Origin of the sequence: Paenibacillus sp. 2KB_22, from assembly GCF_052115745.1 — a bacterium.
GTDB lineage: Bacteria > Bacillota > Bacilli > Paenibacillales > Paenibacillaceae > Paenibacillus.
The window spans coordinates 164,885-188,822 of the sequence record NZ_JBFRHG010000002.1 but is presented as its reverse complement, the minus strand read 5'-3'; the positions used below and the strand labels follow the sequence as shown (position 1 = coordinate 188,822).

Below are 23,938 nucleotides of genomic sequence, written 5' to 3'. Positions count from 1 at the left end.
CCCCTCGCTTTAATTTAATACTCGGATGGTAATTTCTTATATGATTTCAATCTTTCATATTCCTCAATGGTGATAGCCAAAATCGTTCCATGCTTATAGCCATATGGAAAAGTAAACGATTGGTCTGATCTTATAAACTCCCCATTTGCCAAGCGATCTGCGATAAACGGTACATACCCCTGCTCTTCAGCTGAGCATCCATAAAAATCGAGGAATAAACACCATCTTCCATCGTCTAATCTAACTGCAGTTGGGGCCTCATATTGACCAGCCTCTACTGTTTCCATGCTCTGGTCAAAAGAATGAATGCGTTCAAAAGGGCCAGTAATGCTGTCAGACTTCATTAATATGATCTTGCCCGGGTTTTGTTCGCTCTTGAGAAACAAGTAATATTTCCCATCCTCTTCATACATTGCAGAGTCAATAATCCCACTGTCTTCTTTCTTGATCAACAGTTGTGCCTTGCTAAAATTTTCGAAATCCTTTGTGCGTGAATAATAAATTCCTTTAAATCCATATTCGTTGCTGCTGTGGGAAGACGACCAATGAATTACATAGTCATTGTTATTTTTGTCATAGATGATGTCCGGTGCCCAAACACAACCAAAATCATCATCCCCAAGCTGAACCATTTTCTGTTCAGACCAATTCACCAAATCGTTAGACTGCCACATTGCAAGCGACTTACTACCATATCTGGCTGCCTTAGCCCAGGAATGGTTATATTGATTCAACATGCCGTAGGATAAACTTAAATCCGTTGCCAGAATGACGAATTTACCTTCCTTTGTTCGAGTAATCGTAAAATCTCTAACACCTTTGTCGCCAAAATAGCTCCACAGCACGGGATCACCCCCGTTGACTTCCTCCCAGTCAAATCCATTTTTGCTGACTCCAAAGTAAACCTGTTCACCATCTGGTGTTCTTTTTTCCTTAAAATGAACAAACAAATAAGCCTGCACTGTTAACCCTCCGATTCATACTTAACTCATTCAAGTTTAAAGCGTTTACAGATTATATGTTAATAACTGCAAGTTCGGATTACTATCCTAATTATGCTGGATTTCTTGTACTTCCGAAATTGAATACAAAAAAACCGCTTAATATGAGAGCGGCTTTAAAAACAAATATAAAATTAGTTATATAACTTTTCCACTACGCTAGAAGAATAGATCCATCAACGGCTTGGTTAGTGCTTTGTTTTATCGTAAGCATACTGATTCAATTGTTGCTGCAGCTCAGCCAAATACTTCTCAATTCCAGCAAGCATTAGTTGTTCATTCACTTCATGCAGATCATTTTCTACATTATGACTTACACCCACCGCAAGCGGTTGAATGTATTGTGCCTTAACAGCTTCCATAGCGTTTAATTCTGAGTTTACGTCCGAAGTATCAAACATAAAACCTGCATGTGGATCTTCCCCGTTACGTTTCGCTAATTCGGCTCCTTTGGTGTATACTAGGTCGTTGACAATAGGTTGCCACTCATCTGGATGGATTATAGGTAGATCCATATATCCATCAGACAATCCTGGCCATATGAGTTTTTTGTTCTGATCCAATATTCCTTCATAAGAAATCATTCCATCAACAAGATGATAGTTTTCACCTTCAACACCATACTGAAGCAGATTATAATATGTCTGGTCTGTATGTGCTTTTTCCAAAAATTTTAAAGCTAGCTGTGCATGCTGAGAATGAGACCCGATCGATATCATCGTGGAATCTAGCGTTATATTTGGCATAAAGATGGTATCCGGATACAATTCATATCGATAATCGAACCATCCATATTGATTTGCGGGATATCGCTCCTTAAGCACGCCAATATAACTACGACTAATTGCACTAAAATGATTGTTGAATTCAATGGGTTTCAAGTCGGCTTTCATGAGTTCCAAAGTTTTGGTGGTTTCATTCGTTTGACGAGCTAAGATTTCACGATCGACAATACCGTCATCGTACCATTGCTTGGTTTTTTCCAATAACTCACGGTATTCTGGAGTTTCGTACTTATTTATCACCGTATACGGATCATTAACAGGGACAACAGCATAATCAGAAAGAGTGAAATATGTGCCTCCTGTCATCATCTCCCACAGTACGTCACCATAGCGCTTGTCGTTAATCATCGGGGTACCAGTGTAGACCTCTTTTGCCTTGTACATATACTCTTCAAGTGATTTCAAATCTTTAATGAGGGGAAGATGCCACAATTGACGTAGGTCTTCACGGTAAAATACACCGAATCCCCCGGCTCCAGGCTTCCCAATAGTAGGTAACCCATATATTTTTCCATCTAACTTCACTTGATTTAAAGTATTCCCATAATGTTCTACCAGTTTTGGCACGGAATCCAGTAATGGTGTCAGATCGACAAAGGCTTTCTTCTTGGCATATTCTTTGAAATTAGTCCAGTAGCCACCAATGTAGAAATCGTAACTTTTTGATGCAATTGCTCTTCCAATACGACTCTTCTCTTCTCCCCATGGAATATAATCAAATCGAATAATCATACCAAAGTCACGAGTCGTTAGGGCATCGAGTTCTTTATAAAAGTTATCTAGCCCGCTTGCTGGTGGTTGCCCCATGGTGAACGCCTTCAAAGTGATGAGTTCCTGATCTGATGGGTTGGGATATTCATCAAAAGAGTTGAGTTCCGTCTCGGTTCTACACGCCACGAGTAAAAACACGAGCAAGAACATTACTATGAGTGAACATTTTCGTTTTATCTCTAATGATATCAATGGAACCACCCCATTCTCATAACTTAGGCATAATGGCAGGCACATCAATGGTTACGCGTGTGCCTCCCTCGTCTGGCTTGTGATAGTCCAAACTTGTCGATTGGCCAAAAAATAACATTAGCCTCTTCTCAATATTTTTCACACCATATCCGCTTCCATTCTTGGAGTTTATCTCACTTATTGGTAACTGTATCCCAATACCATTATCCACAACAAACAACTTTAATCGGCCTTCTTCAATCCTGCCGATTATCGTAATTTCCCCTTTCCGATTAGGTTTTTCGTTAATCCCATGAATAATAGCATTTTCGACAAGCGGCTGAAGTGTAATCTTGGGAATAAGGCAATTCATTGCATCCTCACTCACATCAATTTCAAATTGTATTCGACCTCTAAATCTTCTTCTTTGAATTTCCATGTACATCTCACTTAGTCGTACTTCATCTCGCACGTTGACTAGATCTTCCCCTTTGTTTAATACCAATTTGTAATAATCGGAGAGTGCATACACGACCTGCTGAATATTCTCACTCTCCTCTTTTTTTGCCATCCAATTAAGCATATCAAGTGTGTTATACAGAAAATGGGGATTAATTTGAGATTGCAAAGTCCTTAGCTCAGCCTCATTCTTTTCCTGGCCTAGTTTGAACTGTTCTGACATAAGCTCTTGAACGCTCTTAATCATAAAATTATAGCTGGCTATTAACTGTCCCACTTCGTCTTTACTTTGAGGGATGTCTAGCTGATTCAGACGCCCTTGTCGTACTTGACTCATCTTATTCATGAGAAGGTAAATCCGCCGTGTAACTGATCGTGCAGCTGGAAATATGACAAGTATCAACAAGATACTGACGAACAAATACACGGTCACCATTTGGTCTCGAATCGTACTTACAGCTTCAGAAGCAGCGCGGTGAGAAATAACGGACATTAAATACAATCCGGTTTCCCCAATCTCTTGACCTCTTGCTAAATAAGTGTTGTTGTTTAAAGTCACAGATTGAAATTCCCCGTGGCTATCTATGGGTTGAGGAAGTCGCATGGATAATACATCAGCATTAGCATCACCATTGCTTGCTACCAACTCTCCTTCTTTAGAAACAATATATACAAGCTGCTCAGGGTTTGATTTTGTTAAATTCTGCGCAATTTGTCCTATTTCAATATTAAGAGTAAGGACACCAACTGGGTCAGTAAAATCATGTGGGTTCCATAACAGAGAAGCTAGTGCTAAATAGTTTCTAGAAGAGTTAAGGCTTTTTTCTTCACGAATGACCCATTTGGATATACCGTTTTTGTTCTCAAACACATTTTGTGCCCATGGCAATTGTTGTATCGAACTTAATTTGCGGAAAAGGGTATCTGTTCCAGTCATGATAAACTGGTCATCTACGAAATATACAATATGGTCAATCTCCGAGTTTGTCTCCATCATTTGCGTATACGACACCATATTGTTAAACAAACCCATCTGTTCGGATATTGTTAAGTAGTCAGGTTTCTCTGATAAGATGGCTTCCATATCTTTGTTGACCATAATCATTGCAGATAACTCTTCCACATGTGAAAGCTGTTTCTGAAGTGTGCCGATCATTTGTTCAAAGTTTTGATGCTCCGCATAATTCTGACCACTCAAGACAAGCTTTCTAATTTCTCCGTACGAAATGAAGAAAGTAATAACTAAAGGTATAATACCAATCAAAATAAATAGAATTATGATTTTTTTTCGCAAGGAGATGTTATTTATGATGTCAAAGATTCGCATAATTCATTTCTTCCTTCGATACTCAAGTGGGGACAATTCAGTAGATATCTTGAAAACTTTTGCAAAATAGCTCGCACTTGCATATCCACATAATTCTGCTATAGTGCTCATTTTTAGATGCTCACTAGAAACGAGTTGCTTTGCAAGATCCATCCTGTAATCGGTGATGTATTGTTTTATAGTAGTGCCAGTCTCCTGTTTAAATAGAAAACCTACATGTGCAGTGGATAGATTCATATAGTCAGCAATCATTTGCAAATCGAGATCGACGTTACGATAATTTGTAGCGATGAAATTCAACACATCCTGTACTTGTTTGGAATACTGAGAAATCTGAAGTGTTGCTTCCAACCAAACGGTAAGGACATTTAGCATGATCTCTTCCATTCTATCAATAGTTGTACAATTTCGTAATTGTTGTTCTAGATCTTCAATTTTGTAATCTTTCTCTAAGATAAGTAACAACTTCGGATCGCTTCCGACTGTTTCTTGGATTACTGTTTCAAAGAGAGCAGCTACACGTTCTTTTGAAGGAAATTCCTTTTGTTTAAATGTCTCACATAGAGAAGTAATCCAATCAATAAGCTTCTGTGGTTCACTCGTTCGTAATTTATAAAATTCGGGCAAAAGATTGTGATAAGTCTCATTTAAAATGTCCATTTGATCCTGATCATAGAAGCAGCGGACATTTGGGCAATAAAACGATCGACTCATGGCTCGTTGTGCGGTAAGAAAACTCCTCCAAATTTGTGGAATTGCTCCTGCATCTTTTCCAAGAGCGATGTTGTAGGAATCATACAAACTAACAAATGTATCAATTAAGGAGGATAATTTCTTATAATCTTGACGTTCATAAGCAAGTATGACAAAACAGGTCTTTGTGTCCAGTTGTTCGCCTATAACTGTAAATCCTCTTTCGTTCCAAAATGATAAAATAGCCTTCAAATCACATCTGCAATCGCTACCTTCAAGTCTATTCCAAATGATGAAGCCCAAGTAACGGTGGTCAGATGGAAATCCAACATCAGAGCACATTGTCATGAGGACGTCTGTGTCCGCATACTCATCACGAAGACACCGCGCCAACTTCTCACTCATTAGTTCATTCTTTTGGTGTACTACAACATTTTGCTTTTGCTTGGTTCGTAACGACAGGATTGATTTTTCAATCGCCTGCTCCACTTCGTTTAGTTTAATGGGCTTCTCGATATATTCGATGGCAGAGAGTTTAATGGCGCTTTTGAGATATTGAACGTCTTTGTACCCACTCATAAAAAGCAGTTGGCTGTCTGGTGATTTTTCTGCTAACTGCTCAGCGAATTCAATTCCGCTCATTTTTGGCATACGAATATCTGTTAGCACGATCTCTGGTTTTTTTAATGTTGCCAAACGCAACGCTTCGGCACCATCATCAGCAAGTATGATTTCATTTATTCCGAACTTCTCCCACTTGAATGACTCACTTAGCCCCTCACGTGTATAATCATCATCATCCGCAATCAGCAATCGCAATGGACTCGCACTCCTTTTACTCGCACTTTATGATAGCGCTATCATTAATCTATGAACAGAATAACAGAAATCCTTAAGATCATCTATGGAATTCCTCTCCTTAGATCCCTCTCAACAAAAAGGTGAAGCCCGGCTTCCTAAAAGAGGGAAGCCGGGGCTATTTGAAAGCTCTATTTTTTATTTTCTTGTCGTGCTTGGTATACTTTATTCGCTTCGTCGATAATTTCTTGACCTCCAGATTTCAACCATTTGTTTTTGAAATCCTCAAATAGCTTATCGATATCCTCCTGAGAGGTGATCGCTTTAGTATAGAATTCATCTTGTAGGGCATTCAAAGTCACCGAGTACTTTCCTTTTGCTTCTAGCACTGTAGGTCCCAATACATCGGTAATGACTTCATTCCCTTCATTTACTTCATCCCGAAATGCTTGCTTTTCAGGCGTAAAGTGGAACTTCCAGGTTGAAGTGGCACGCTCAACCAGCGGGTTGTAGAAGCCGCCAAATCCATACTCATTTTTCTTTTCCTGTGTATCATAAGGCGGTTTAATTGTAGGAACTTCCCCTGACATTTCGTACGTTAGATCTTTATCTCCGAAGACTGTCTTGAGATAAACTTCATCATTGGTTGCAAGGTCTTCTAGTATCTGCAAGACTTTAATCCTTTTCTTCTCGTTTGTCTCTAAGTCCTTACCTAACAATAGAGGTACTTGAAGAGCACCGTTTGACATTACTAATGGTTTGCCTGCAGGCCCAATGATACCTTTTCCATAGAGCGCTTCAGTACCATTTTCCTGATCTGCTGGAAGTAATCCAAACAGGTGGTGATACATAAATGTATCCTTGTATCCGATTTTCTGGCTGTTCCACTTTTGGCTAACAATATCGTTGTTGTCGGTCATAAATTCAGGATCGATTAAGTCTGCTTTGTACCATTTGTTTAAAAGTTTTGTCGCATCTTTGGCTTGTTCAGCAATGCCGCCCCAAGTAAGCGTTCCATCCTGATCGACCATGAACTGATAAGGATTAACACCGAATGAAGCATAGATCGAATTAAAATACTGTGGTCTTACTTCATTCCGAGCCGTCATCCCGTAAGTGTCTTTTATCCCATTTCCGTCTGGGTCGTTATTACGAAACTTCGTCAGAACATCCTCAAATTCTTCAATCGTTTTAGGAGGCTCACTATAGCCGATATTCTCTAGCCATTTTTTATTATAGGTTGGAACGAAACCATATACCCCGTTTAGCCAGACTCGAGGAATACCATAATTTTTCCCATCAATAAGAGCCACGTCCCACGCCTCTGGATTAACAGAATCAATTTCAGCAGCATACGTTGGCATATATTTACGAATTTCATCTACAGAGATACTTGCGATGATTCCTTGGCGGGCAAAATTGGTCATATCAGACTCATTCGGTGTTTGAGGGAATATATCTGGAATTTCGTTTGCAGCGATCTTTATTTTAAAATTGTCATCTGTCACACGTTCGTTAATAATTTTCACATCATATTTTTCTTCAAGATACGTTTGTATCGTATTTCCGTCTTTAGTTGGTGTATCCCACGTAGAACCAGCGAAAGTAATCGTAATAGGTCCTCCTTGCTCGCTATCGCTAGGAGAATTTTCTGGATTTGAAGAACTGCATCCTGCTGCGAGCAAAGACATCGTCAGCAAAATAGCCAAGCTAATAGTTTTTACGTTTTTCATAATACAATAACCTCCCTTTTCTATAAGCCAAGTACTGTGAAATAAAATGTTTTTAATATTTCTATAAATCATTTCATGGTTCAACCTTTAAGTGATCCAATCATTGTACCTTTCACAAAATATTTTTGAAGAAACGGATAAATGATGAGAATTGGTAACGCAGCAAACATAACGGTCGCAGCTTTTATCGAATGTTCATATTTAAAATTGGCTACTGTTGTCCGTCCAAAAGTTTCTGCATCTGTATTGGTAATAACAATCTCTCGGAGAAAGTACTGAAGGACTTGTTTATTTGGATCAGAAATATATAACACAGCGTCAAACCAAGCGTTCCAGTGTCCCACGGCAGTCCACAAGGCAAGTGTTGCTAACACAGGTTTTGATAGTGGCAACACGATCTGGACTAAAATACGAATATCATTAGCACCATCTATTTTCGCTGATTCTTCAACCTCTACTGGAATAGACATGAAAAAGTTACGAAGAACGAGCATAGAAAACGTTGGAACGAGCCCTGGAAGAATATACACCCAGAGACTATCCATTAAATGAAGCTCTTTCATGAGAAGATACGTAGGAACGGTACCTCCACCAAAAAACATCGTGAACAAAATTAACATGGTATAAAAATTCCGATGTGGCAAGTTACGTCGTGATAGCGGATATGCACACATAGACATTGCAACTAGCGTAAGCAAAGTACCAACTACTGTTCGGAAAGTCGAATTTCCAAATCCAATCCATATTTTCTCTTGAAAAAGTACTTGTTTCCAAGCAAAGAAATCAATATCTTTTGGATAGAAATGGAGTCCAAATCGTCCAGCTTCAGCTGGGCCGCTCAGTGATACTGAAGCAATGTGAATGAACGGATAAATAGTTATGATACACAAGAGACTTATCATCGTAATAAGAACGATTTGAAACAAATTTTCCCCAAATGTTGGTTTCATGTATATTGCTCCTTTCCCTTACCGATCAGAGAACCCCTTCTTGACCTAACTTCTTAACAATGTAATTGGTTGAAAGAACGAGGGTGATTCCAATAATATTTTTAAATAGGCCGACAGCCGTGGTTAAGCCGAATTGGAAATTCTGAATACCCGCTCTGTAAACGTAAGTATCAATAATGTCACCGACTTCATAGACAGAGGGATTATATAAGTTAAATATCTGATCAAATCCTGCATTTAGAATATTGCCCAATGAAAGAATAAACATGATTGTAACCACAGGTAAAATCGCCGGTATAGTTATATGCAGTGTTTGTTTCAAGCGATTAGCTCCGTCGATTTTTGCCGCCTCATACAACGTCTGGTCTACACCAGACAATGCAGCTAAATAGATGATCGTTCCCCAGCCAATTTCTTTCCATATAGATGTCACAACTAATGTTGGACGGAAATAGTCAGGGTCAGCTAAAAAGTAGATCGGTTCTACATTTATCAGTTGAAGAAGATAGTTAACCGGCCCCTCAGATGGTGAAAGCATGAAGATGACAATACCCGAAAGTACTACCCAAGAAAAGAAGTGAGGGATATAAGTAATAGATTGTGCTATTTTCTTAAACATGCCATACCTGATTTCATTCAGCAGGAGCGCCAGAATGATAGGTGCTGGGAAACCAAAGATTATATTGTAAAAACTGATTAGGACTGTATTTCTAAATATCCGTAAAAAATCAGGAGATTGGAAAAACAAGAATTTGAAGTACTCTAACCCTACCCATGGACTACCCCAAATACCTTTGACTGGACTAAAATCTTTGAAGGCCAACTGGATTCCATATAAAGGTCCGTAATGAAAAATGCCGTACCAGATTAAAATGGGGATTAACAAGAAGAACAGATACTTGTTTTTTCTGTATTCCTTCCAAGTGGAAGAAAATTTCGAATTCAACCGTTTATTTAATCCAGGCTGAGTTTGATTTTTTACTACATTTGTGCTTTTCACGGGTGATCCCACCTCTCATACACTAACCGCCTACTTTCTATTAATTAGAAATAATACGTTGATCTATACGGCTATTAGAATGAATTGATAATAATTACTACTTGAAGGAAACCGGTTGCAAATATAATCAGCACGTCAATCATTCATCATTAATCACCATCACTAAGACGACGTGTGCCAGTATACAAACGAATTACTTCTCCAAGCCGTTCTGATTGTGAAGGTAACTTTAGCTTAATTACTTCAAATCTTTGGTGAAGTCTTGCTAGTTCATTCTTCTTCATGTCCTATTCTCCTTACGTTCTTAAATGGATGATCTATATTTAAATTGTAAGCGCTTGAATATATAGGAGGTAGCATACTTTCGCAAGATTTCTTGTAATTTAGCGAGGGAGTAAATCATGATTGACGTCTAAACATTTTGTATTCAAAGTGCTCTAGACTTTTCAAACCAGCGTATGAGCAATTATCGAAGAATTCTGGTAGAAATGAGAATTGATTCACAAAGAACTTGAAAATTTCTTCACTTCCCTTCAGAAAGTAAAACATAATATTTAGACAATATTGTCCATACGAAAAACCACCCTTTAAATCAAAAAGACTTAAAGGTGGTTTAGAAATTCTAAAATCTTGTTTTTTTAACTAAAAAAATGATTAAGGTTCTGAAAATTTAAAGGAATAAAATTTCAATCATGGACTTTTCGTTACAAACATTCTGGCACCATAGCAAACACAACTTTTATCACCAAAAATAAAGGTCATTTCCCTTCAGTTTCAGGATAGCTTCTATAAAGTAATAATCGCCATAGATGATCGACTGATGGTGCGTGGAGTTGTGATACGCTGCAGAACCGTTCTGTAAAATACAATCACAATTCGTACTCCAGTCTGTTCTCTGTTCATCCAACGTACGTAGTAATTTCAACGCTGCACGGAGATAAAGATCTTTTTCATAAGCACCAACAACCTTCGAAATCTCAATCAGCCCACATGCTGCAATGGCTGCGGCCGTGGAATCTTCGTACGTAGGTTCTTTCGGTTGCCTGAAATCAACCGGAATGATGCCATTATCAGGAATATTAGCAATGAAGTAATGCGCAATCTGTTTAGCAGTATGCAAATACTTTTCATTGCCCGTATGCTGATAGCTCATCATGAACCCATACAGTCCCCAAGTTTGTCCGCGTGTCCAGGAGGAACCATTTTCGTATCCTTGCCCTCCATATGTTTTTACGGCATTACCAAGGAATGGATCGAATTGGACAATGTGATGAACTGAACCATCTGGTCTTACAAAGGTGTTCATGACAGTGTCTGCATGCCGTTCTGCAATGTGCCTAAAACGAGGGTCACCCGTTTCTGCGGATGCCCAATATAATAGTGGGATGTTAAGCATCGAGTCGATGATGGCCCAGCCACGAGTATCTCCTTCAGGAAGATCGTTCCATGCACGTATGAATTGACCCACAGGATTATATCGCCCTGCAAGTAAATTTGCTGCATGTAGAGCTCTTTTACGTGAAGCTGGATTTTGTGTTAGTTGGTAATTTGCCACACTGGTTGGTATCCACATGAAACCGACATCATGATGCAGCCCGTAAAACTGAGCGAAGCACGCATCCAGTTTATCCTCCGCAAAGTTTGCATATTGTTTGTACTTTTCGTGCCCCGTGACATGGTACATCTGCCAAAGCATACCGCCCCAAAAACCGTTCGTCCACCAATTGATGCCATCCTCATTGTCACCACTCGGGTTCTGGACAGCTCTGTCATCGTGAGTCCCTTTAATTGTTGTATAAGGAATCTTGTCTTGTGATTTGTCGCTGACCCAATCCATCTTATCTGTTATTTTCTGAAATACTTGATCCAACCATACATTTCCTTTATCCACAACTAGCATTCTTCTTTCCCACCTCTACTTTTCAATATACATTTATTCTACTAATCAACTTCACAAACGTATCATGTCGATCTTGTTGTATTCACATTACAACTTTCAGTTGGACACAACGGCAGTTAAGTGTTAACACTCAATCTATTAAGCGCTTTCAGTTTATCATCGGATATAGATCTAAAGTTTGCTCTAAGCGGGCAAAAATCCTGTTATATTGTCTTGTTTGGTATTACAAACAAATGCTACACTAAAAACGCACATTGAATTAACTAGCACCTTATTGGGGTGATAAAGATGTCAGCAGGTTTTGATGCAATTTCTTTTCATGGATCTCCCACTCTATGGAATAATCGTCACCAAACAATAAGTACAGGGATTGACTTTTACCATTGGCATCAATGCTGCGAGTTACTATTAGTTTTCGGTGGCGAGGGAACTGTCGTCATTAATAGCCAAACCTATCCAATTGCCGAGGGTATGTTATTTTTATTTCAACCGTTTGAGATTCACAAGGTATATGCAAAAGCAACGGATGTTCTCCCTTATGACAGAACAGTTGTTCATTTGAACCACTTACATATCGAGTCCTTACTCCAATCCTTTCCTAGGCGGCACAAAGTATGGGAAATGCTATGTTATTCCAGCGATATAGAGCGGGCTTTTCATCTTGGGGAGCATTTTGAAGCTGTACGTCAATGCATGGAAGAGTATGAGCAGATAGTGCAGAATGATCTCGGAGTAACACAAGAGGAAATAATCGTTTTTTTGCTACGTTTGCTAACCTTAATGGAAAAAATTATTCCTGAAACACGTTCCTCTTCCCCAGTTCAGTGGAGACGTGACGAATATTCAGAAAGAATCATGAACTGGATTGAAGAAAACTACATGGAAAGTGATATTTTGAACAAGTTGGCTGACGAGCTTCACCTTACTCGATCTTACGTATCCCGAGTTTTCAAAAAAGAAACCGGTAGCAATCTCAGCGAATACCTCGTCGCCAAACGAATTCAGGTTGCTGCCCACTTGTTGGAAAGTACTTCAATACAGGTAGACAACATCGCACACCAGGTAGGTTTTCAAAACGTCTCTCATTTTATCTCCCGTTTCAAAAAAACGTATTGCCTTACGCCACTCCAATACAGGCTTAAGGTTAAGAAGATAGATTATTTGTAACAAGACATTAGAACACTTTTAGAGAGATTTAAAGTCTCCTATACTAACTATTCATTGGTTAAACAAAAGCAGCCGATTCTTTGATCGGCTGCTTACTTGATTTCTTATTGAACTATCGTTTCATATAGTTGAATAATTACTTGGATTTATGAGGTGTGATTCCTTAAACAACTTTGGCATTTCAAACGCTAGAATTTATGGCGCAACTTCAGCGAAAGTAGCATCACCATTAAACCCTGTGCCTGTTCCACTCTCGACATACATGAGTGAACCGGAATGACGGAGATACTTAGTGGAATCAGACCACATCTGGTATGAGTACATGTTTGAATCCGCCAAACCCGGTACTCTGCGGAAAGTGGCATTATTTGGAATGCAGTAGTATTGTCATTCAAGTCTACCCACACTTCTCCATTCGATCTTACACTAAGGTTTATGTTATGATTTTCTCAATTTAATTTTATTACCCATGTCTTAACATCACTAACTACTGCATCCAAGAATTGAACGGTCGGTTCGTCTAATAAATCCCCTTGCTCATCAATTTTTTGATGTACTTCACCGATATATACCTCGTTCCGGAGAACTGGCGACGAGATGGAGAATAAAATTTCTCTCAAATGAAGCTAGGCTTTAACAGTTCTAAAAAAAAGCTCGTTCAAATTAAACCCACCACATTTCACCAACTGGCTCATTAATAATGATTGAACTTAGGTTTTCTACGCCCTTGGTAAACCCTTCATTCACAGACATTAGACCGTCTTCGTGCTCGATTTGAAGAACCTTTTATCCGAGGGAAAGGATCTTATGAAGAACTAGGGATATATAAGTTGACCTCCGAAATGTCCAGTCATGATTAGCATAACAAGTCCTGTAAATGACAAAATGAACAAGATTCCTCTTAGAAAAGTAGAAGAATTTTTTTTCTTAATACTACCGTATTGAACTAAAAGTGTTAAAGCAAATATGATGAGTGTGAAGATTCCAAACATTTGATGTTTAGTTATCGTTTCTGATACATTCGGAAATGTCTTTACTGCGTAATCTACACTGTTGAAACCAGAAATGACGGCAGCAATCAAGAAAATAAATCCTCCTACTAATGAATAATTTGCTAATCGCCTATAGAAGTCAGATCCCCAGAAGGAAATCCATAAAGATATGACACCTACTAATAACAGTACTATAGGGAAATGTATAATCATTGGATGTAACTGCATAATACTTCTCATTCCTTTCTTAAAATGTTTATTACCCTTGTCTCTTCTATAAAACCTTTGTTACTAGAACTTGTTAATTGTGTCTGTCAGCCTTAACTTGTTGTAATCTATTAATGTTTACAGCACCGATATCTTTAGACTGCTGATTGCATCCATACCCCATATCCTTTCCTGCAATTGCTCTTGGTAAATTTTATTGGATGATCTTGTTGGTCAAACCGTCGTCTCTCCCACCCGCATATCACGCGGTTCTTTTTTTCGCGTGTTTCGCGTATTTCACGCACTCAACTGACTATAGCTAAAAAAAGAAACTAATTTAGCCACTTTAAAGGACTGTGTTCTTGTCCTTCGTCACTTCCCCTCGTAATATTTCTGGGAAGTAGTTTGAATCAATCCTTATTTGATAATTTATATGGTAGGATTTGATTCGACATAGCGATCTCCGACAACGACTCAAATCTGATCACACCACATTCCTAAAGAAAATAGGGCCCTTTAAACGGCCCCCTTCGTAAGGAATCTATCCTCACACATCCACTCCGGAGACTTTAATTGAAATGTCAATTAAGGAAGACCTTATCTATTGATTTTCAATTTTCCGGTAAGTACAAATCCGTCCCTCATGCTCATACTCATTAGGAATAGGTTGAAACTACCGCATATGATTTCAATTAGTTGAACCAATAAGAATTTTACTCCAAATTGACCCGTTGAAGCCCACATATCAAGCAATATAGCAGACGGTATCATAATTAATACACCAATCAAGGCAATAAATGGCATACGCTTCTTTTTCTTATCAATAATCTTTCCTTTCCTGCCCCGAGATATTTTGAAGCCCGTTGCCCCAGTTATCGCCATGGCAGGAATCAAAATAATCAATCCTGGTAGAACAATCAAACTTTTTAGTCTAGCAATCGTTTCATGACTACAGAATAAATCTACTATAATAGTTGAAATAAGAAAAACAGCTATACATAGAAACGATATAATGCTAGCAAACGCATGTAGTTTCTTCATTTAGTAGGAAGCTCCTATTCTGAATTATAAATATTGCGGTTACGGATGTAATCATCAGAAACTAGCCACTTGGCTTTTAAAATATTCAAAGTAAAAAAAAATATAGATAGCATGAGTCCCATTTTCTCAAATTTCTGAATCTCAGTTAGAGGCGTTACACCTGTTGCCGATAGTCTACTGATACCAACGGACGCTTGCCTGATTGATCCATCCACGTACCGTATAGAACATCTACTCGTATGCAAGGCTGTTTTTCAAGCGGTAAATGTTCAGTGAATTCATAACCTGGCTTACTTCTTTGAGCTGCAAGTGCTTTTTTAACTTCTTCTGGGTCAGTGATAATTTGGGCAATCCCCATAAATTGAAATGCCTTTGCCTGCTTTCTATTTTCATATCCTGTTAAATTATATATTGATAATGCTACCTGGGAATTCACACTGATGTTATGCAACTTCCTCGTGCCTGGAACAGAAAACAGATAAAACACAGGTCTTTGTTCTTGATCTGTAACTGTGGCAAAATGCATAGCATGAATAAGTGGCCAACTATTAGGAGTTAACGTTGCCAGATTAGCAACCTCTTGTGCTTCTAAAAAGTCCAAAATGTCTTGTTTGATTTCATTTTCCAATTCTTGTTTAACTAACTTAGGCATAAGATCTTTCTGTTCCAATCTGTTTTCAATCCAATACGTTGATTTACTATTTCCCATAATCTGCACCTCCGATAATTAAACTGTACTGTACAGTTTAATTATAATAAAGAGAATACCAACCGTCAATATGTTCCTCCGCTTACGGGATAACGCTTCTTATTTGACGATGTTTGGTTAGAAATCTATAATGAGATCAGAAATTTGTAGATTATATAGGGAGCGGTTTCTTTGAGAACAAAAAGTGAAGACAAGAGAAAAGCAATAATCGATGCTGCCTTACAGTTGCTAAAGGAGAGCGCTTCATATGAAGTATCCATGTCCGAAATTGCTGCGCGTGTGGGGGGTTCTAAAGCCACTTTATATAACTATTTTTCATCTAAACAAGAAGTGTTTGTAGAATTGGTTAAACAGTCTGTTCAACCTGAATTAACTACCATACAGTCCATATTGTCAGAAAATGAAAATCTTAAGACGATGCTACAAAATTTTGGGGAACATTACTTGCATCAACGGTGCAGCCCGGATACGATCGCTATTAACCGGATGTTAATTGCAGAGTCCGCGCGCTCAGATGTTGGGATTTTGTTCTTTGAGGAGGGTCAAAGGAAAATTCTCGGTATGTTATCTGTACTGTTTGAGAAAGAAATAAATGCTCAAAATTTAAAAAATATGGATACAAAAGTGGTTGTGTCACACTTTATAGCCTTAATCGAATCAGAACTAGTTGAAAAATGTCTATTCGGCTTTATTGAGGATCCATCCGATGAGCAAATCAAATTGTGCGTTGAGCGAGCTGTCAGTGTTTTTTTGGATTCGTATTTATCAAATTAAGTTATTGATAAAAATAAACGAGAACGAGTTATAACATGTTGACACGCCAGCAAAAAGGGATTCTTTCCCAGCCTACAGCTTCGCTTGTTATAAAAGGTCAACGCCTTTAATAGCTCAAACATTGATCTTTTGGGGATCGTGTGAGAACTATTTTTTTATGGTTTTATCTCCTAAAGCAGCCCGTTTTTCTAGCTCCCCATCGAAAACAACAAAAAAATTACTGACAGTTTTAGCTGGCTATCTTGATAACTTGAAATCCGCTTATTCTATCGGGGAACAAGCGTTTTAACTTTTTCAGGAATCTGTTCTGGTTATCGTACCGAATAGATTAGCTCACTTGCTGAACAACCTCAGCTGGACAATGTCTAGCTGAGGTTGTTTCAATTAACGGTTAAATGGCTTCGAGGTGTATTGAATTTGATGCGAGTGTAGGAGTACACTACTCAGATCCAAGTGATGGTCTGTATTCTCCATAAGAATGTCCAGGTATTCACTTGTTGCAGTGATGAAGCCTATCCTAGAACGTTAAATTCTAACTTTCTCCTGGATTTATTGTTGCTTTACATCTCGTTTTTAACAACTTAAGACTTTACTCCTAATCCTCGAAGTACAAAATCATTAATTTGTTCTATTAAATTTTCATACATAACACTGTTATGATCCATCATTAACCATGAATTATGTCGATTTGTATGTGTGATTGCAAGGTTTAAAACCATTAACATACTGTGCGGAATAGACTCAATTTCAAACATCCCTCGCTCTTTACCCACTCGAAGGAACCCATTCATTTTTGTAAAGAGTTGATCAATAAATTTATTTACAGTTGATGAGTGATTAATATTAACGGATAACTCTTGATAAATAATGTTACTCATCTCAGGATCTCTTAGAGTATACCGGACAATTAAACTGATTATTTTCCTAACCCCCTCGGTAGGATGCATTGAATCAGTTATGAGCTCCAATTCACTTGTTACATGGGGGCAATAAAAATGGTGAAACAAGGACTCATATACACTCTTTTTACCACCAAAATGATATGAGACAAGCGAAAGGTTCACATCAGCCTCTTCACAAATCTGACGAATTCCTGTGCCTTCATATCCTTTTTCTGCAAAAAGCTTCTTGGCGGCAAGTAAGATTTTACTTTTATTTTCTAATTTTTGTTCCAACAAATTATGCTCTCCTCATATTAGCTAGATGCTAAAGCTCCAATCAAGGCCCCGACACCAAAGAAAATAAGCGCTGTAATAAACAATTGCCTCGTTGTAAACGTTGAATTAATAGACCCGATAGTGAAACGAAAATTACACCATGGTGATTCCACCATCAACTGGCACATAAACACCTGTGATGAATTGACAATCATCACTCACATACATCGCAATTGCTTTTGCAACATCCTCAGCACTTGCAATCCTTCCCACCGGCGTCATTTCAGCCAGTTGATCACGGAATTGTTGCGGTTGATTAGCGGAGGCTTCTGTATCCACAAGGCCAGGTGAGATCACATTAACCGTAATTCCATTTGCTCCCAATTCCTGTGCAGTATATTTTGCAAACTGAACAAGTCCAGCCTTGGCTGTCCCATGTGCGATCATTCCGGGTGCAGGATTTTTTGCCAGACCACTTGCAACATGTACGATTCGACCATATCTATTTTGAATCATCGATGGTGTAGCTGCCTTGGTCATTGTGAAAGCTGCCATCATCTCATCGTTTAATTTTTGCGAAAATTCCTCCCAAGTCATTTCTTGAAAAGGTTTTATAACAAACGACATGCTGGCGTTATTCACTAACGCATCAATTCCCCCCCATATGGACAGTATTTCGTTCACCATTAGATTCACTTCATCTGGCCGGCGAACATCTGCCTTTATAGCTATTGCTTCGCCACCCTTCTCACTAATTTGTTCGACAATCTCGTTGGCACGCTCAGCATTATAGGCATAATTCACCACAACACGAAAACCTCTTTCAGCTAGAACAAGTGCTGTTGCAGCTCCAATTCCACGACTTCCGCCAGTAATTAAAACAACCTTTTTCTCGGTATTCTGCTCCATAGATAATCATCCTCCTGATTCATTTAGACAATCAGTTGACTAATTGAATAAAAAAATTATTCTTTTCTCTCTATGTTTTGACCAAGGTGGCTAACCAATCGCTCGACAAGTGATGCAAAATACAAAAGTTCTTCTGAACTAAACACTTCAAATATCTGATCGTTGGTGGAATACGTTAATGGTGTTAGATCCGTTAATATTTGATGACCTTGTTCTGTCAATTTCACCCTTGTGATTCTCCGATCAGAAAAATCCTCGTAAGTAAAAACATATCCAGCTTGACGTAAACGTTCCACCATGCTCGATATATTCTGTTTTGTTACAAGGGTATCTTGACGTAAATCTTTGATTGCTAATCCCTCGTGATTTGCAATCCTGTTAAGCAGCATCCATTGTTGAATACTGTGCACTCCCACGCTGGCAGTAATTTTACCACCTATTCGGGAAAGAAGATTCGAAGCTCTCATAACATTCAGCACAATATCCGTTTGAAAATCGTCTTTGTTCTGCATTTGATTACACACCTTATCCACAAAGTAGTCAACTAATTGTCTTTTGGATTATAAAATATAATTTAAAATTCATCAATAAGTTTTAATAATTCACTGAGTTACCATTACAATTCCCCTCCTTTAATCTAACCTTTTGTTCGAAGTAAATAAAAAAAAACCACAGGCGACTGTGGTGGGCAAGCTCACATAATTAACGAACAGTCCGTCTAATAATAACAGCAATCATTATCTTTTAATTTTTACTTTACCTGTAAGCAGAAGTCCATCTCTCATACTCAGGCTCATTAAGAGAAGGTTTATGGTACCACCTATAATTTCTATCGACTGTACCACGAAGAATCTTATTCCGAAATGTCCTGATGATGCCCACATATGAAGCGCAATAGCGGAGGAAATCATTACTAATATCCCAGTATACGCAATAATGGGCATCCGCTTTTTTTCTTTTCTATAAGGTTTCCTCTTCTACCCTGAGATATTTTAAATTCTGTCGCTCCAGTGATGCGTTGGCAGGAATCAATATAATTAAACCGGGAAGCAGGATCAATCTTTAGCAATCGTTTCATCGCTATAAAACAGCTCTGTGATTGTAGTAGCCATAAAAAAATAACTATTCAAAGATAGACTGCTATGCTCTCACTTAAAAGTAATTTCTTCATAAACCCTCCTGTAAATCCTTTGCATAATCTATGGAGATAAATGGAGGTTTAATTGATTAGCCGATCCAAATGCCGTATAAGACTTCTATCCGTATACAGGGTTGCTTTTCAAGAGGCAAATATTCGGTAAATTCATACCCTGCCTTACTCCTTTGTGCTTGCAGTGCTTTTTTTAATTCCTCTGGGTCACTCCCCAGTTCTTCCATCCCCATAAATTGGAAGGATTTTGCCTGCTTTTCATTTTCATATCCAGGAGAGATTGCTGCACGTGTTGGGGCTTTAAAGCAACGTTATACAACTACTTTTCGTCGAAACAAGAAGTCTTCCTTGAACTGGTCAGGAAGTCGTTCAACCTGAATTGACTGATATCCAATTCATCCTTTCAAAAGAAGATGATCTTAAGCGTGCTTCACAATTTCGGAGTACATTACTTGCAACAACGGTGCAGTCCAGATACTATAGCGGTTAATCGAATGTTGATTTCTGAATCTGCGAAATCTGAAATTGGGATTCTATTTTACCAAGAGGGACAAAGGAAAATTATCCATATGCTGTCCGAGTTGTTTGAGAAAGCAATGAAAGACTCCAAGATAAAAAGGAATAAGACAGCAGTGGTTGTGTCCCATTATATTGCCCTAATTGAATCAAAATTATTGGAGAAGTGTTTATTAGGCATAATTAAAGAACCTTCTGATATCCAAATCATAGAGTGTGTTGAGCGAGCAGTAAATATTTTTTCGGATGCATATTTTCTGCATTAACTGGTGTTCGGATTCGTGATTGTCTTGATGTTTATTGGAGCATTTCATGGGGGATACTGTGATTAATACAATGAAAGGGTACATTAAACAATGAATCCAAACTCCCCTAACCAAGAAGCGATCAAAAAGATTCAGCAACTGATTAAGGATATTGACATTGCGATGCTTACAACGGTCTCAGAAGAAGGCTTGGTTTCTCGTCCCATGAAAACTCAGGATGTCGAGTTCGATAGCAACCTCTGGTTCCTGACCAAGAAAGATACTAGCAAATTTCATGAACTGCTTCAAAATCAGCAAGTCAACGTGGCATACGCGGGTAAATCTTTCGTCTCCATTCGTGGAGAAGCCGAGCTGGTGGATAATACCGAGAAAATCAAAGAGTTCTGGAGTCCAGCCTACGAAAAAATACTGGAAACCACATTTGAGGATCCAAATCTCGTACTAATTAAAGTCAATGCCGAGAGTGCCGAATTCTGGGATGCAGGCAACAAGTTCAAGATGGCTTCGTTCCTGTTTCGTAGACTGCTGGGAAAAAATACGGAAGGCACAGACCTCAATCAAATCGTGGAATTCCATTAAAGGTTCAGCAGCCTCATCTTGCTGTAATACAATGCTCCTTTGTTAGACATAGCAAACAGCAGCAGCCTGTCACCTGATGGGCTGCTGTTTCTTCTGTATTTCTTCACACTTCACAATAAAATCATTAAAAGAAACGCTTATCCCCTCAGTAAACTCTCATGTAACCCTCCACCTCTATAACCGCTTGTCGAGAACCTACTCCCATTTAAACTTTCACAGCTCATGAAATACAATTTCATACTAGATGAGTTGAGCGATGTCGCCACTCTTGCCAAACATCCCTTCATCTGGCATAATAACCGGGTCATTTGGATACTGCTCCTTGGGTCGTAACCCGTTATTATTTAGACAACCATCTAATCGAAAATCGGACTATGTTCTTGTCCATTCCGGCAATCGGTACAAGTTCTTGTCCCTCCTCAGCTTTTTCCAGTTACTAAATTCCGTTTTTTTGAGTAACTATTAGCTGCTGGTTACCTCTCCTTGAGGCAGTGGTTCCATTAAGACGAAAAAAAGTCCTGTATTATTGCATTTATCTGGCACAAACTTACATGCGCTCCGTATTTAGATATTCATCTAATCGGAAATCGGATCAAGTTCTTGTCCATTTCGGTAATCGGTACAAGTTCTTGTCCTTAGCTTGGGACAAGAACTTGTACCGATAAAACAAAAAAGCCGCTAAAATAGCGACTTCAATGGGAATATGTTCTTGTCCCTCGACATCAGACAGACCGCCGTTACTATATTGTCGGTTAATTAATTTAAGATTCTTCTGCAGTTGGCCGTGTCGCGCTAACGTTGTATGCGGTGCAGTTCATATTTGTATGGATACTTACTCTGTCAGAGATCAATTATAGTTATGGGGAGATACCGTTCGGGGATCTGCTAGTTGTTGTTACAACACTGATTCTGGGGTGGTTGATCTCACTTCTCGGAACGGGTCCGCTTGAGTCATTCATGCGATACTTTGATCGGCTATTTAGTGCCCCTCCTCAAAAAATAATGCTGCATAAATCCTTTTTTTCATCTAGAAATCAAGTGGCGTCCAATCCTCGATATTATCGGCAATTGGACGCCTGTTTTTTTTAAGGATCTTACATAGTTACAAGTCCTTAAAATAGAGTGTTAATTAATTATGAAAACTTTAACCTAACTCAAACCCGATTTACAACTTCAATCCTGACGCGTTGAACTATCAGCTTCAGCGGGATCAGACTCATTGGTTTTAATAATGTTACGTACATACTCTTTTAACTCATCACTGCTGGAAACGGTTAATACCGCTGCCTTTCCAACATAGGTTTCCTTGAGTAACTTCATAGGCGGAATCTGTTCACTTGCTTCCATTTTGCTCTTATAGCCTACCGATGCCAGCTTCCACATATCGTCAACAGACAAATTCGTGTCGATATACGGACTGACTTCTTCCAGTATAGATGGAAGTTTTATGATGGATGTTGTACTTATCATTTTTTTGACAATAGCATTGGTAAAATCACGCTGCCGTTTTGTCCTGGAGTAGTCCGACATAGCATCATGACGGAAGCGAACATATTGTAGAGCAGTCTTACCGTCTAAATGCTGCTCTCCTTCTTTCAAATGGATGTCGTACTCATTTTTGTCAGCTTTACTTTCATAAGTCATATCCTTTTCGACATAATAATCCACCCCTCCTACAGCATCCACAAGTTTGATAAATCCCTGAAAGTCTGTATATACGTAAAATTGAATTGGAATACCAAGCAGATCACCCACAGCACGCATAGCTGTTTGCGGTCCATGCGTAATTGCTGTGTTAATTCGGTTCTTTCCATGTTCCGGAATATCGGTGTAAGTATCCCGAAGAATAGAGAAAACATTAATTCGCTTTTGGACAGGGTCTAAGGAAACCACCATCATACTGTCAGATCTGGGGATTTCACCTTTTTTGTTTCCACGTGAATCTACTCCCATTAACAAAATATTAACAGGCTCAGTACCTGACCATTTTGGAGGTTCTATGACTTTTTCTTCCTTTGCCATCACTTCAGAAAAAGGAGAATTTTCCGAGTTTTTATTTAAACCTTCCAACCCTTGATATACGGAAAAAACATAGTACAGTCCAGAAGCAACAACTATAAAAAATATAATGAATAATGTGATTTTTTTGCTTTTTAATGACATGTTTCTACTCCTTATTTTATCAAGAATTTATATTACTTTTCCTGCAAGGCTTGAACAAGAAGTGAAGCATAAAATCTGCTGCCATCCGGCTTCAAGTGCACACCATCTTTGTAAAAATAGTCATCTTTACCCGTGCTAGCTGTGTACCAATCAACAACTTTAGCATTTTCAAACTCACTCACAACATCTTTAATATTTGAGTTCACCGTGTTTTGCCATCTTTTAGGGACCCGGGTGGTCACAACCAAAACCTTCTTGGCTTCAGACAGAGACGCAAGCAAGCTTCTAAATTGATCCTTGGTGAAGGGACCATTTGTTCCAAGTTCGATAATGATGTGGTCTCCCAATTCTCCTTGCTTCCTTAGATCTTCAAGCAGTTTTTTGGCTTGCGACATCTGTCTGCCAACTTTTCCGTTGACGGTAGCTCGAGGGAGCTTCTCCTTTAAGTATGGCTCCACTCCAACCATGACTGAGTCGCCTATAACTGTAACACCTTCACCGTTAATGGCTGCTGAAGATGAAGTCTCTTCTGTTTGCGAATCTGTATCTTTCGTCGGCTCAATTTGATTAGGGGTTGAAGATACTTTAATCACTCCATTTGATTGAATATTGTTTTTTGCTGACTCTCCTTCAGGAGAAGCTAGCGAGCGGAAACCCATATCCCTAACCCGAGTATTAGAAAAATAAGCACCCATACCATCCATGTTTTTCGTTGTTTCA

22 protein-coding genes and 1 pseudogene are annotated in these 23,938 nt (G+C 38.7%); 4 read left to right on the top strand and 19 right to left on the bottom strand.

Features of this window, described 5'->3' with window-relative positions:
• Positions 1 to 14: 14 nt before the first annotated feature.
• The 9 genes from AB4111_RS11780 to AB4111_RS11740 form a co-directional block, all read right to left on the bottom strand.
• Complete coding sequence (locus tag AB4111_RS11780) at positions 15 to 962, bottom strand: glycoside hydrolase family 43 protein (protein ID WP_442031757.1); 948 nt, start codon at positions 960 to 962, stop codon at positions 15 to 17.
• 227 nt (positions 963 to 1,189) lie between these two features.
• Positions 1,190 to 2,593 carry an extracellular solute-binding protein gene (locus AB4111_RS11775; protein WP_442031756.1) on the bottom strand — a complete coding sequence of 468 codons (1,404 nt, stop codon included), beginning with the start codon at positions 2,591 to 2,593 and terminating at the stop codon, positions 1,190 to 1,192.
• Positions 2,594 to 2,765: 172 nt separating this feature from the next.
• On the bottom strand, positions 2,766 to 4,514 hold the full coding sequence (locus tag AB4111_RS11770) for a sensor histidine kinase (RefSeq protein WP_442031755.1): 1,749 nt from the start codon (positions 4,512 to 4,514) through the stop codon (positions 2,766 to 2,768).
• Positions 4,515 to 4,517: 3 nt separating this feature from the next.
• A complete protein-coding gene (locus tag AB4111_RS11765) occupies positions 4,518 to 6,026 on the bottom strand; it encodes a response regulator transcription factor (protein ID WP_442031754.1) in 1,509 nt (502 codons plus the stop codon).
• Between the two features lie 170 nt (positions 6,027 to 6,196).
• Entirely contained in the window at positions 6,197 to 7,738 is a 1,542-nt protein-coding gene (locus AB4111_RS11760; protein WP_442031753.1) for a hypothetical protein, read from the bottom strand.
• Positions 7,739 to 7,818: 80 nt separating this feature from the next.
• Complete coding sequence (locus AB4111_RS11755) at positions 7,819 to 8,688, bottom strand: carbohydrate ABC transporter permease (protein ID WP_442031752.1); 870 nt, start codon at positions 8,686 to 8,688, stop codon at positions 7,819 to 7,821.
• 25 nt (positions 8,689 to 8,713) lie between these two features.
• Positions 8,714 to 9,688, bottom strand: coding sequence for an ABC transporter permease (locus tag AB4111_RS11750; RefSeq protein ID WP_442031751.1), 975 nt, complete (start codon positions 9,686 to 9,688; stop codon positions 8,714 to 8,716).
• A 149-nt stretch (positions 9,689 to 9,837) separates the two neighbouring features.
• Positions 9,838 to 9,972 carry a hypothetical protein gene (locus tag AB4111_RS11745; protein WP_442031750.1) on the bottom strand — a complete coding sequence of 45 codons (135 nt, stop codon included), beginning with the start codon at positions 9,970 to 9,972 and terminating at the stop codon, positions 9,838 to 9,840.
• 458 nt (positions 9,973 to 10,430) lie between these two features.
• Positions 10,431 to 11,588 (bottom strand): glycoside hydrolase family 88 protein, encoded by a 1,158-nt coding sequence (locus tag AB4111_RS11740; RefSeq protein WP_442031749.1) that lies wholly within the window; start codon positions 11,586 to 11,588, stop codon positions 10,431 to 10,433.
• Positions 11,589 to 11,876: 288 nt separating this feature from the next.
• Between AB4111_RS11740 and AB4111_RS11735 the strand changes: the two genes are divergently transcribed.
• Complete coding sequence (locus AB4111_RS11735) at positions 11,877 to 12,755, top strand: helix-turn-helix domain-containing protein (protein ID WP_442031748.1); 879 nt, start codon at positions 11,877 to 11,879, stop codon at positions 12,753 to 12,755.
• Between the two features lie 195 nt (positions 12,756 to 12,950).
• On the opposite strand, the gene AB4111_RS11730 is transcribed toward AB4111_RS11735, so the two are convergent.
• The 5 genes and pseudogenes from AB4111_RS11730 to AB4111_RS11710 form a co-directional block, all read right to left on the bottom strand.
• Positions 12,951 to 13,130, bottom strand: coding sequence for an AbfB domain-containing protein (locus tag AB4111_RS11730; protein ID WP_416234477.1), 180 nt, complete (start codon positions 13,128 to 13,130; stop codon positions 12,951 to 12,953).
• 288 nt (positions 13,131 to 13,418) lie between these two features.
• Positions 13,419 to 13,538: pseudogene (locus AB4111_RS11725) on the bottom strand (sugar phosphate isomerase/epimerase); the annotation flags it as partial.
• Between the two features lie 32 nt (positions 13,539 to 13,570).
• On the bottom strand, positions 13,571 to 13,960 hold the full coding sequence (locus AB4111_RS11720; RefSeq protein WP_442032755.1) for a DUF2231 domain-containing protein: 390 nt from the start codon (positions 13,958 to 13,960) through the stop codon (positions 13,571 to 13,573).
• Between the two features lie 591 nt (positions 13,961 to 14,551).
• Positions 14,552 to 14,995, bottom strand: a complete 444-nt coding sequence (locus AB4111_RS11715) for a hypothetical protein (RefSeq protein WP_192267446.1) — start codon at positions 14,993 to 14,995, stop codon at positions 14,552 to 14,554.
• A gap of 154 nt (positions 14,996 to 15,149) precedes the next feature.
• Positions 15,150 to 15,704 (bottom strand): pyridoxamine 5'-phosphate oxidase family protein, encoded by a 555-nt coding sequence (locus AB4111_RS11710; protein WP_192267447.1) that lies wholly within the window; start codon positions 15,702 to 15,704, stop codon positions 15,150 to 15,152.
• 171 nt (positions 15,705 to 15,875) lie between these two features.
• Between AB4111_RS11710 and AB4111_RS11705 the strand changes: the two genes are divergently transcribed.
• On the top strand, positions 15,876 to 16,478 hold the full coding sequence (locus tag AB4111_RS11705) for a TetR/AcrR family transcriptional regulator (RefSeq protein WP_442031747.1): 603 nt from the start codon (positions 15,876 to 15,878) through the stop codon (positions 16,476 to 16,478).
• A 581-nt stretch (positions 16,479 to 17,059) separates the two neighbouring features.
• Here AB4111_RS11705 and AB4111_RS11700 read toward each other — a convergent pair.
• From AB4111_RS11700 to AB4111_RS11690, 3 genes are all read right to left on the bottom strand, one after another.
• Positions 17,060 to 17,656: a TetR family transcriptional regulator gene (locus tag AB4111_RS11700; RefSeq protein ID WP_192267449.1), complete on the bottom strand. Its 597-nt coding sequence runs from the start codon at positions 17,654 to 17,656 to the stop codon at positions 17,060 to 17,062.
• A gap of 132 nt (positions 17,657 to 17,788) precedes the next feature.
• Entirely contained in the window at positions 17,789 to 18,544 is a 756-nt protein-coding gene (locus tag AB4111_RS11695; protein WP_192267450.1) for an SDR family NAD(P)-dependent oxidoreductase, read from the bottom strand.
• A gap of 56 nt (positions 18,545 to 18,600) precedes the next feature.
• Complete coding sequence (locus AB4111_RS11690; protein ID WP_442031746.1) at positions 18,601 to 19,056, bottom strand: MarR family winged helix-turn-helix transcriptional regulator; 456 nt, start codon at positions 19,054 to 19,056, stop codon at positions 18,601 to 18,603.
• A gap of 1,051 nt (positions 19,057 to 20,107) precedes the next feature.
• Between AB4111_RS11690 and AB4111_RS11685 the strand changes: the two genes are divergently transcribed.
• Positions 20,108 to 20,476: a TetR/AcrR family transcriptional regulator C-terminal domain-containing protein gene (locus AB4111_RS11685; RefSeq protein WP_442031745.1), complete on the top strand. Its 369-nt coding sequence runs from the start codon at positions 20,108 to 20,110 to the stop codon at positions 20,474 to 20,476.
• Between the two features lie 90 nt (positions 20,477 to 20,566).
• Positions 20,567 to 21,055: a pyridoxamine 5'-phosphate oxidase family protein gene (locus AB4111_RS11680; protein ID WP_442031744.1), complete on the top strand. Its 489-nt coding sequence runs from the start codon at positions 20,567 to 20,569 to the stop codon at positions 21,053 to 21,055.
• A gap of 1,173 nt (positions 21,056 to 22,228) precedes the next feature.
• Here the strand turns inward: AB4111_RS11680 and AB4111_RS11675 are convergent.
• Positions 22,229 to 23,218 (bottom strand): LCP family protein, encoded by a 990-nt coding sequence (locus tag AB4111_RS11675; RefSeq protein ID WP_442031743.1) that lies wholly within the window; start codon positions 23,216 to 23,218, stop codon positions 22,229 to 22,231.
• A 32-nt stretch (positions 23,219 to 23,250) separates the two neighbouring features.
• Positions 23,251 to 23,922, bottom strand: a complete 672-nt coding sequence (locus AB4111_RS11670; protein WP_442031742.1) for an SGNH/GDSL hydrolase family protein — start codon at positions 23,920 to 23,922, stop codon at positions 23,251 to 23,253.
• Positions 23,923 to 23,938: the final 16 nt, after the last annotated feature.

What these genes read in the sequence shown, in the direction of transcription:
- AB4111_RS11775 (WP_442031756.1), bottom strand. Translation starts at nt 2,593, where the DNA reads ATGGGGCAACCACCAGCAAGCGGGCTAGATAACTTTTATAAAGAACTC.
- AB4111_RS11770 (WP_442031755.1), bottom strand. Translation starts at nt 4,514, where the DNA reads ATGCGAATCTTTGACATCATAAATAACATCTCCTTGCGAAAAAAAATC.
- AB4111_RS11760 (WP_442031753.1), bottom strand. Translation starts at nt 7,738, where the DNA reads ATGAAAAACGTAAAAACTATTAGCTTGGCTATTTTGCTGACGATGTCT.
- AB4111_RS11755 (WP_442031752.1), bottom strand. Translation starts at nt 8,688, where the DNA reads ATGAAACCAACATTTGGGGAAAATTTGTTTCAAATCGTTCTTATTACG.
- AB4111_RS11745 (WP_442031750.1), bottom strand. Translation starts at nt 9,972, where the DNA reads ATGAAGAAGAATGAACTAGCAAGACTTCACCAAAGATTTGAAGTAATT.
- AB4111_RS11740 (WP_442031749.1), bottom strand. Translation starts at nt 11,588, where the DNA reads ATGCTAGTTGTGGATAAAGGAAATGTATGGTTGGATCAAGTATTTCAG.
- AB4111_RS11735 (WP_442031748.1), top strand. Translation starts at nt 11,877, where the DNA reads ATGTCAGCAGGTTTTGATGCAATTTCTTTTCATGGATCTCCCACTCTA.
- AB4111_RS11720 (WP_442032755.1), bottom strand. Translation starts at nt 13,960, where the DNA reads ATGATTATACATTTCCCTATAGTACTGTTATTAGTAGGTGTCATATCT.
- AB4111_RS11715 (WP_192267446.1), bottom strand. Translation starts at nt 14,995, where the DNA reads ATGAAGAAACTACATGCGTTTGCTAGCATTATATCGTTTCTATGTATA.
- AB4111_RS11710 (WP_192267447.1), bottom strand. Translation starts at nt 15,704, where the DNA reads ATGGGAAATAGTAAATCAACGTATTGGATTGAAAACAGATTGGAACAG.
- AB4111_RS11695 (WP_192267450.1), bottom strand. Translation starts at nt 18,544, where the DNA reads ATGGAGCAGAATACCGAGAAAAAGGTTGTTTTAATTACTGGCGGAAGT.
- AB4111_RS11690 (WP_442031746.1), bottom strand. Translation starts at nt 19,056, where the DNA reads ATGCAGAACAAAGACGATTTTCAAACGGATATTGTGCTGAATGTTATG.
- AB4111_RS11685 (WP_442031745.1), top strand. Translation starts at nt 20,108, where the DNA reads ATGATCTTAAGCGTGCTTCACAATTTCGGAGTACATTACTTGCAACAA.
- AB4111_RS11680 (WP_442031744.1), top strand. Translation starts at nt 20,567, where the DNA reads ATGAATCCAAACTCCCCTAACCAAGAAGCGATCAAAAAGATTCAGCAA.
- AB4111_RS11675 (WP_442031743.1), bottom strand. Translation starts at nt 23,218, where the DNA reads ATGTCATTAAAAAGCAAAAAAATCACATTATTCATTATATTTTTTATA.
- AB4111_RS11670 (WP_442031742.1), bottom strand. Translation starts at nt 23,922, where the DNA reads ATGGATGGTATGGGTGCTTATTTTTCTAATACTCGGGTTAGGGATATG.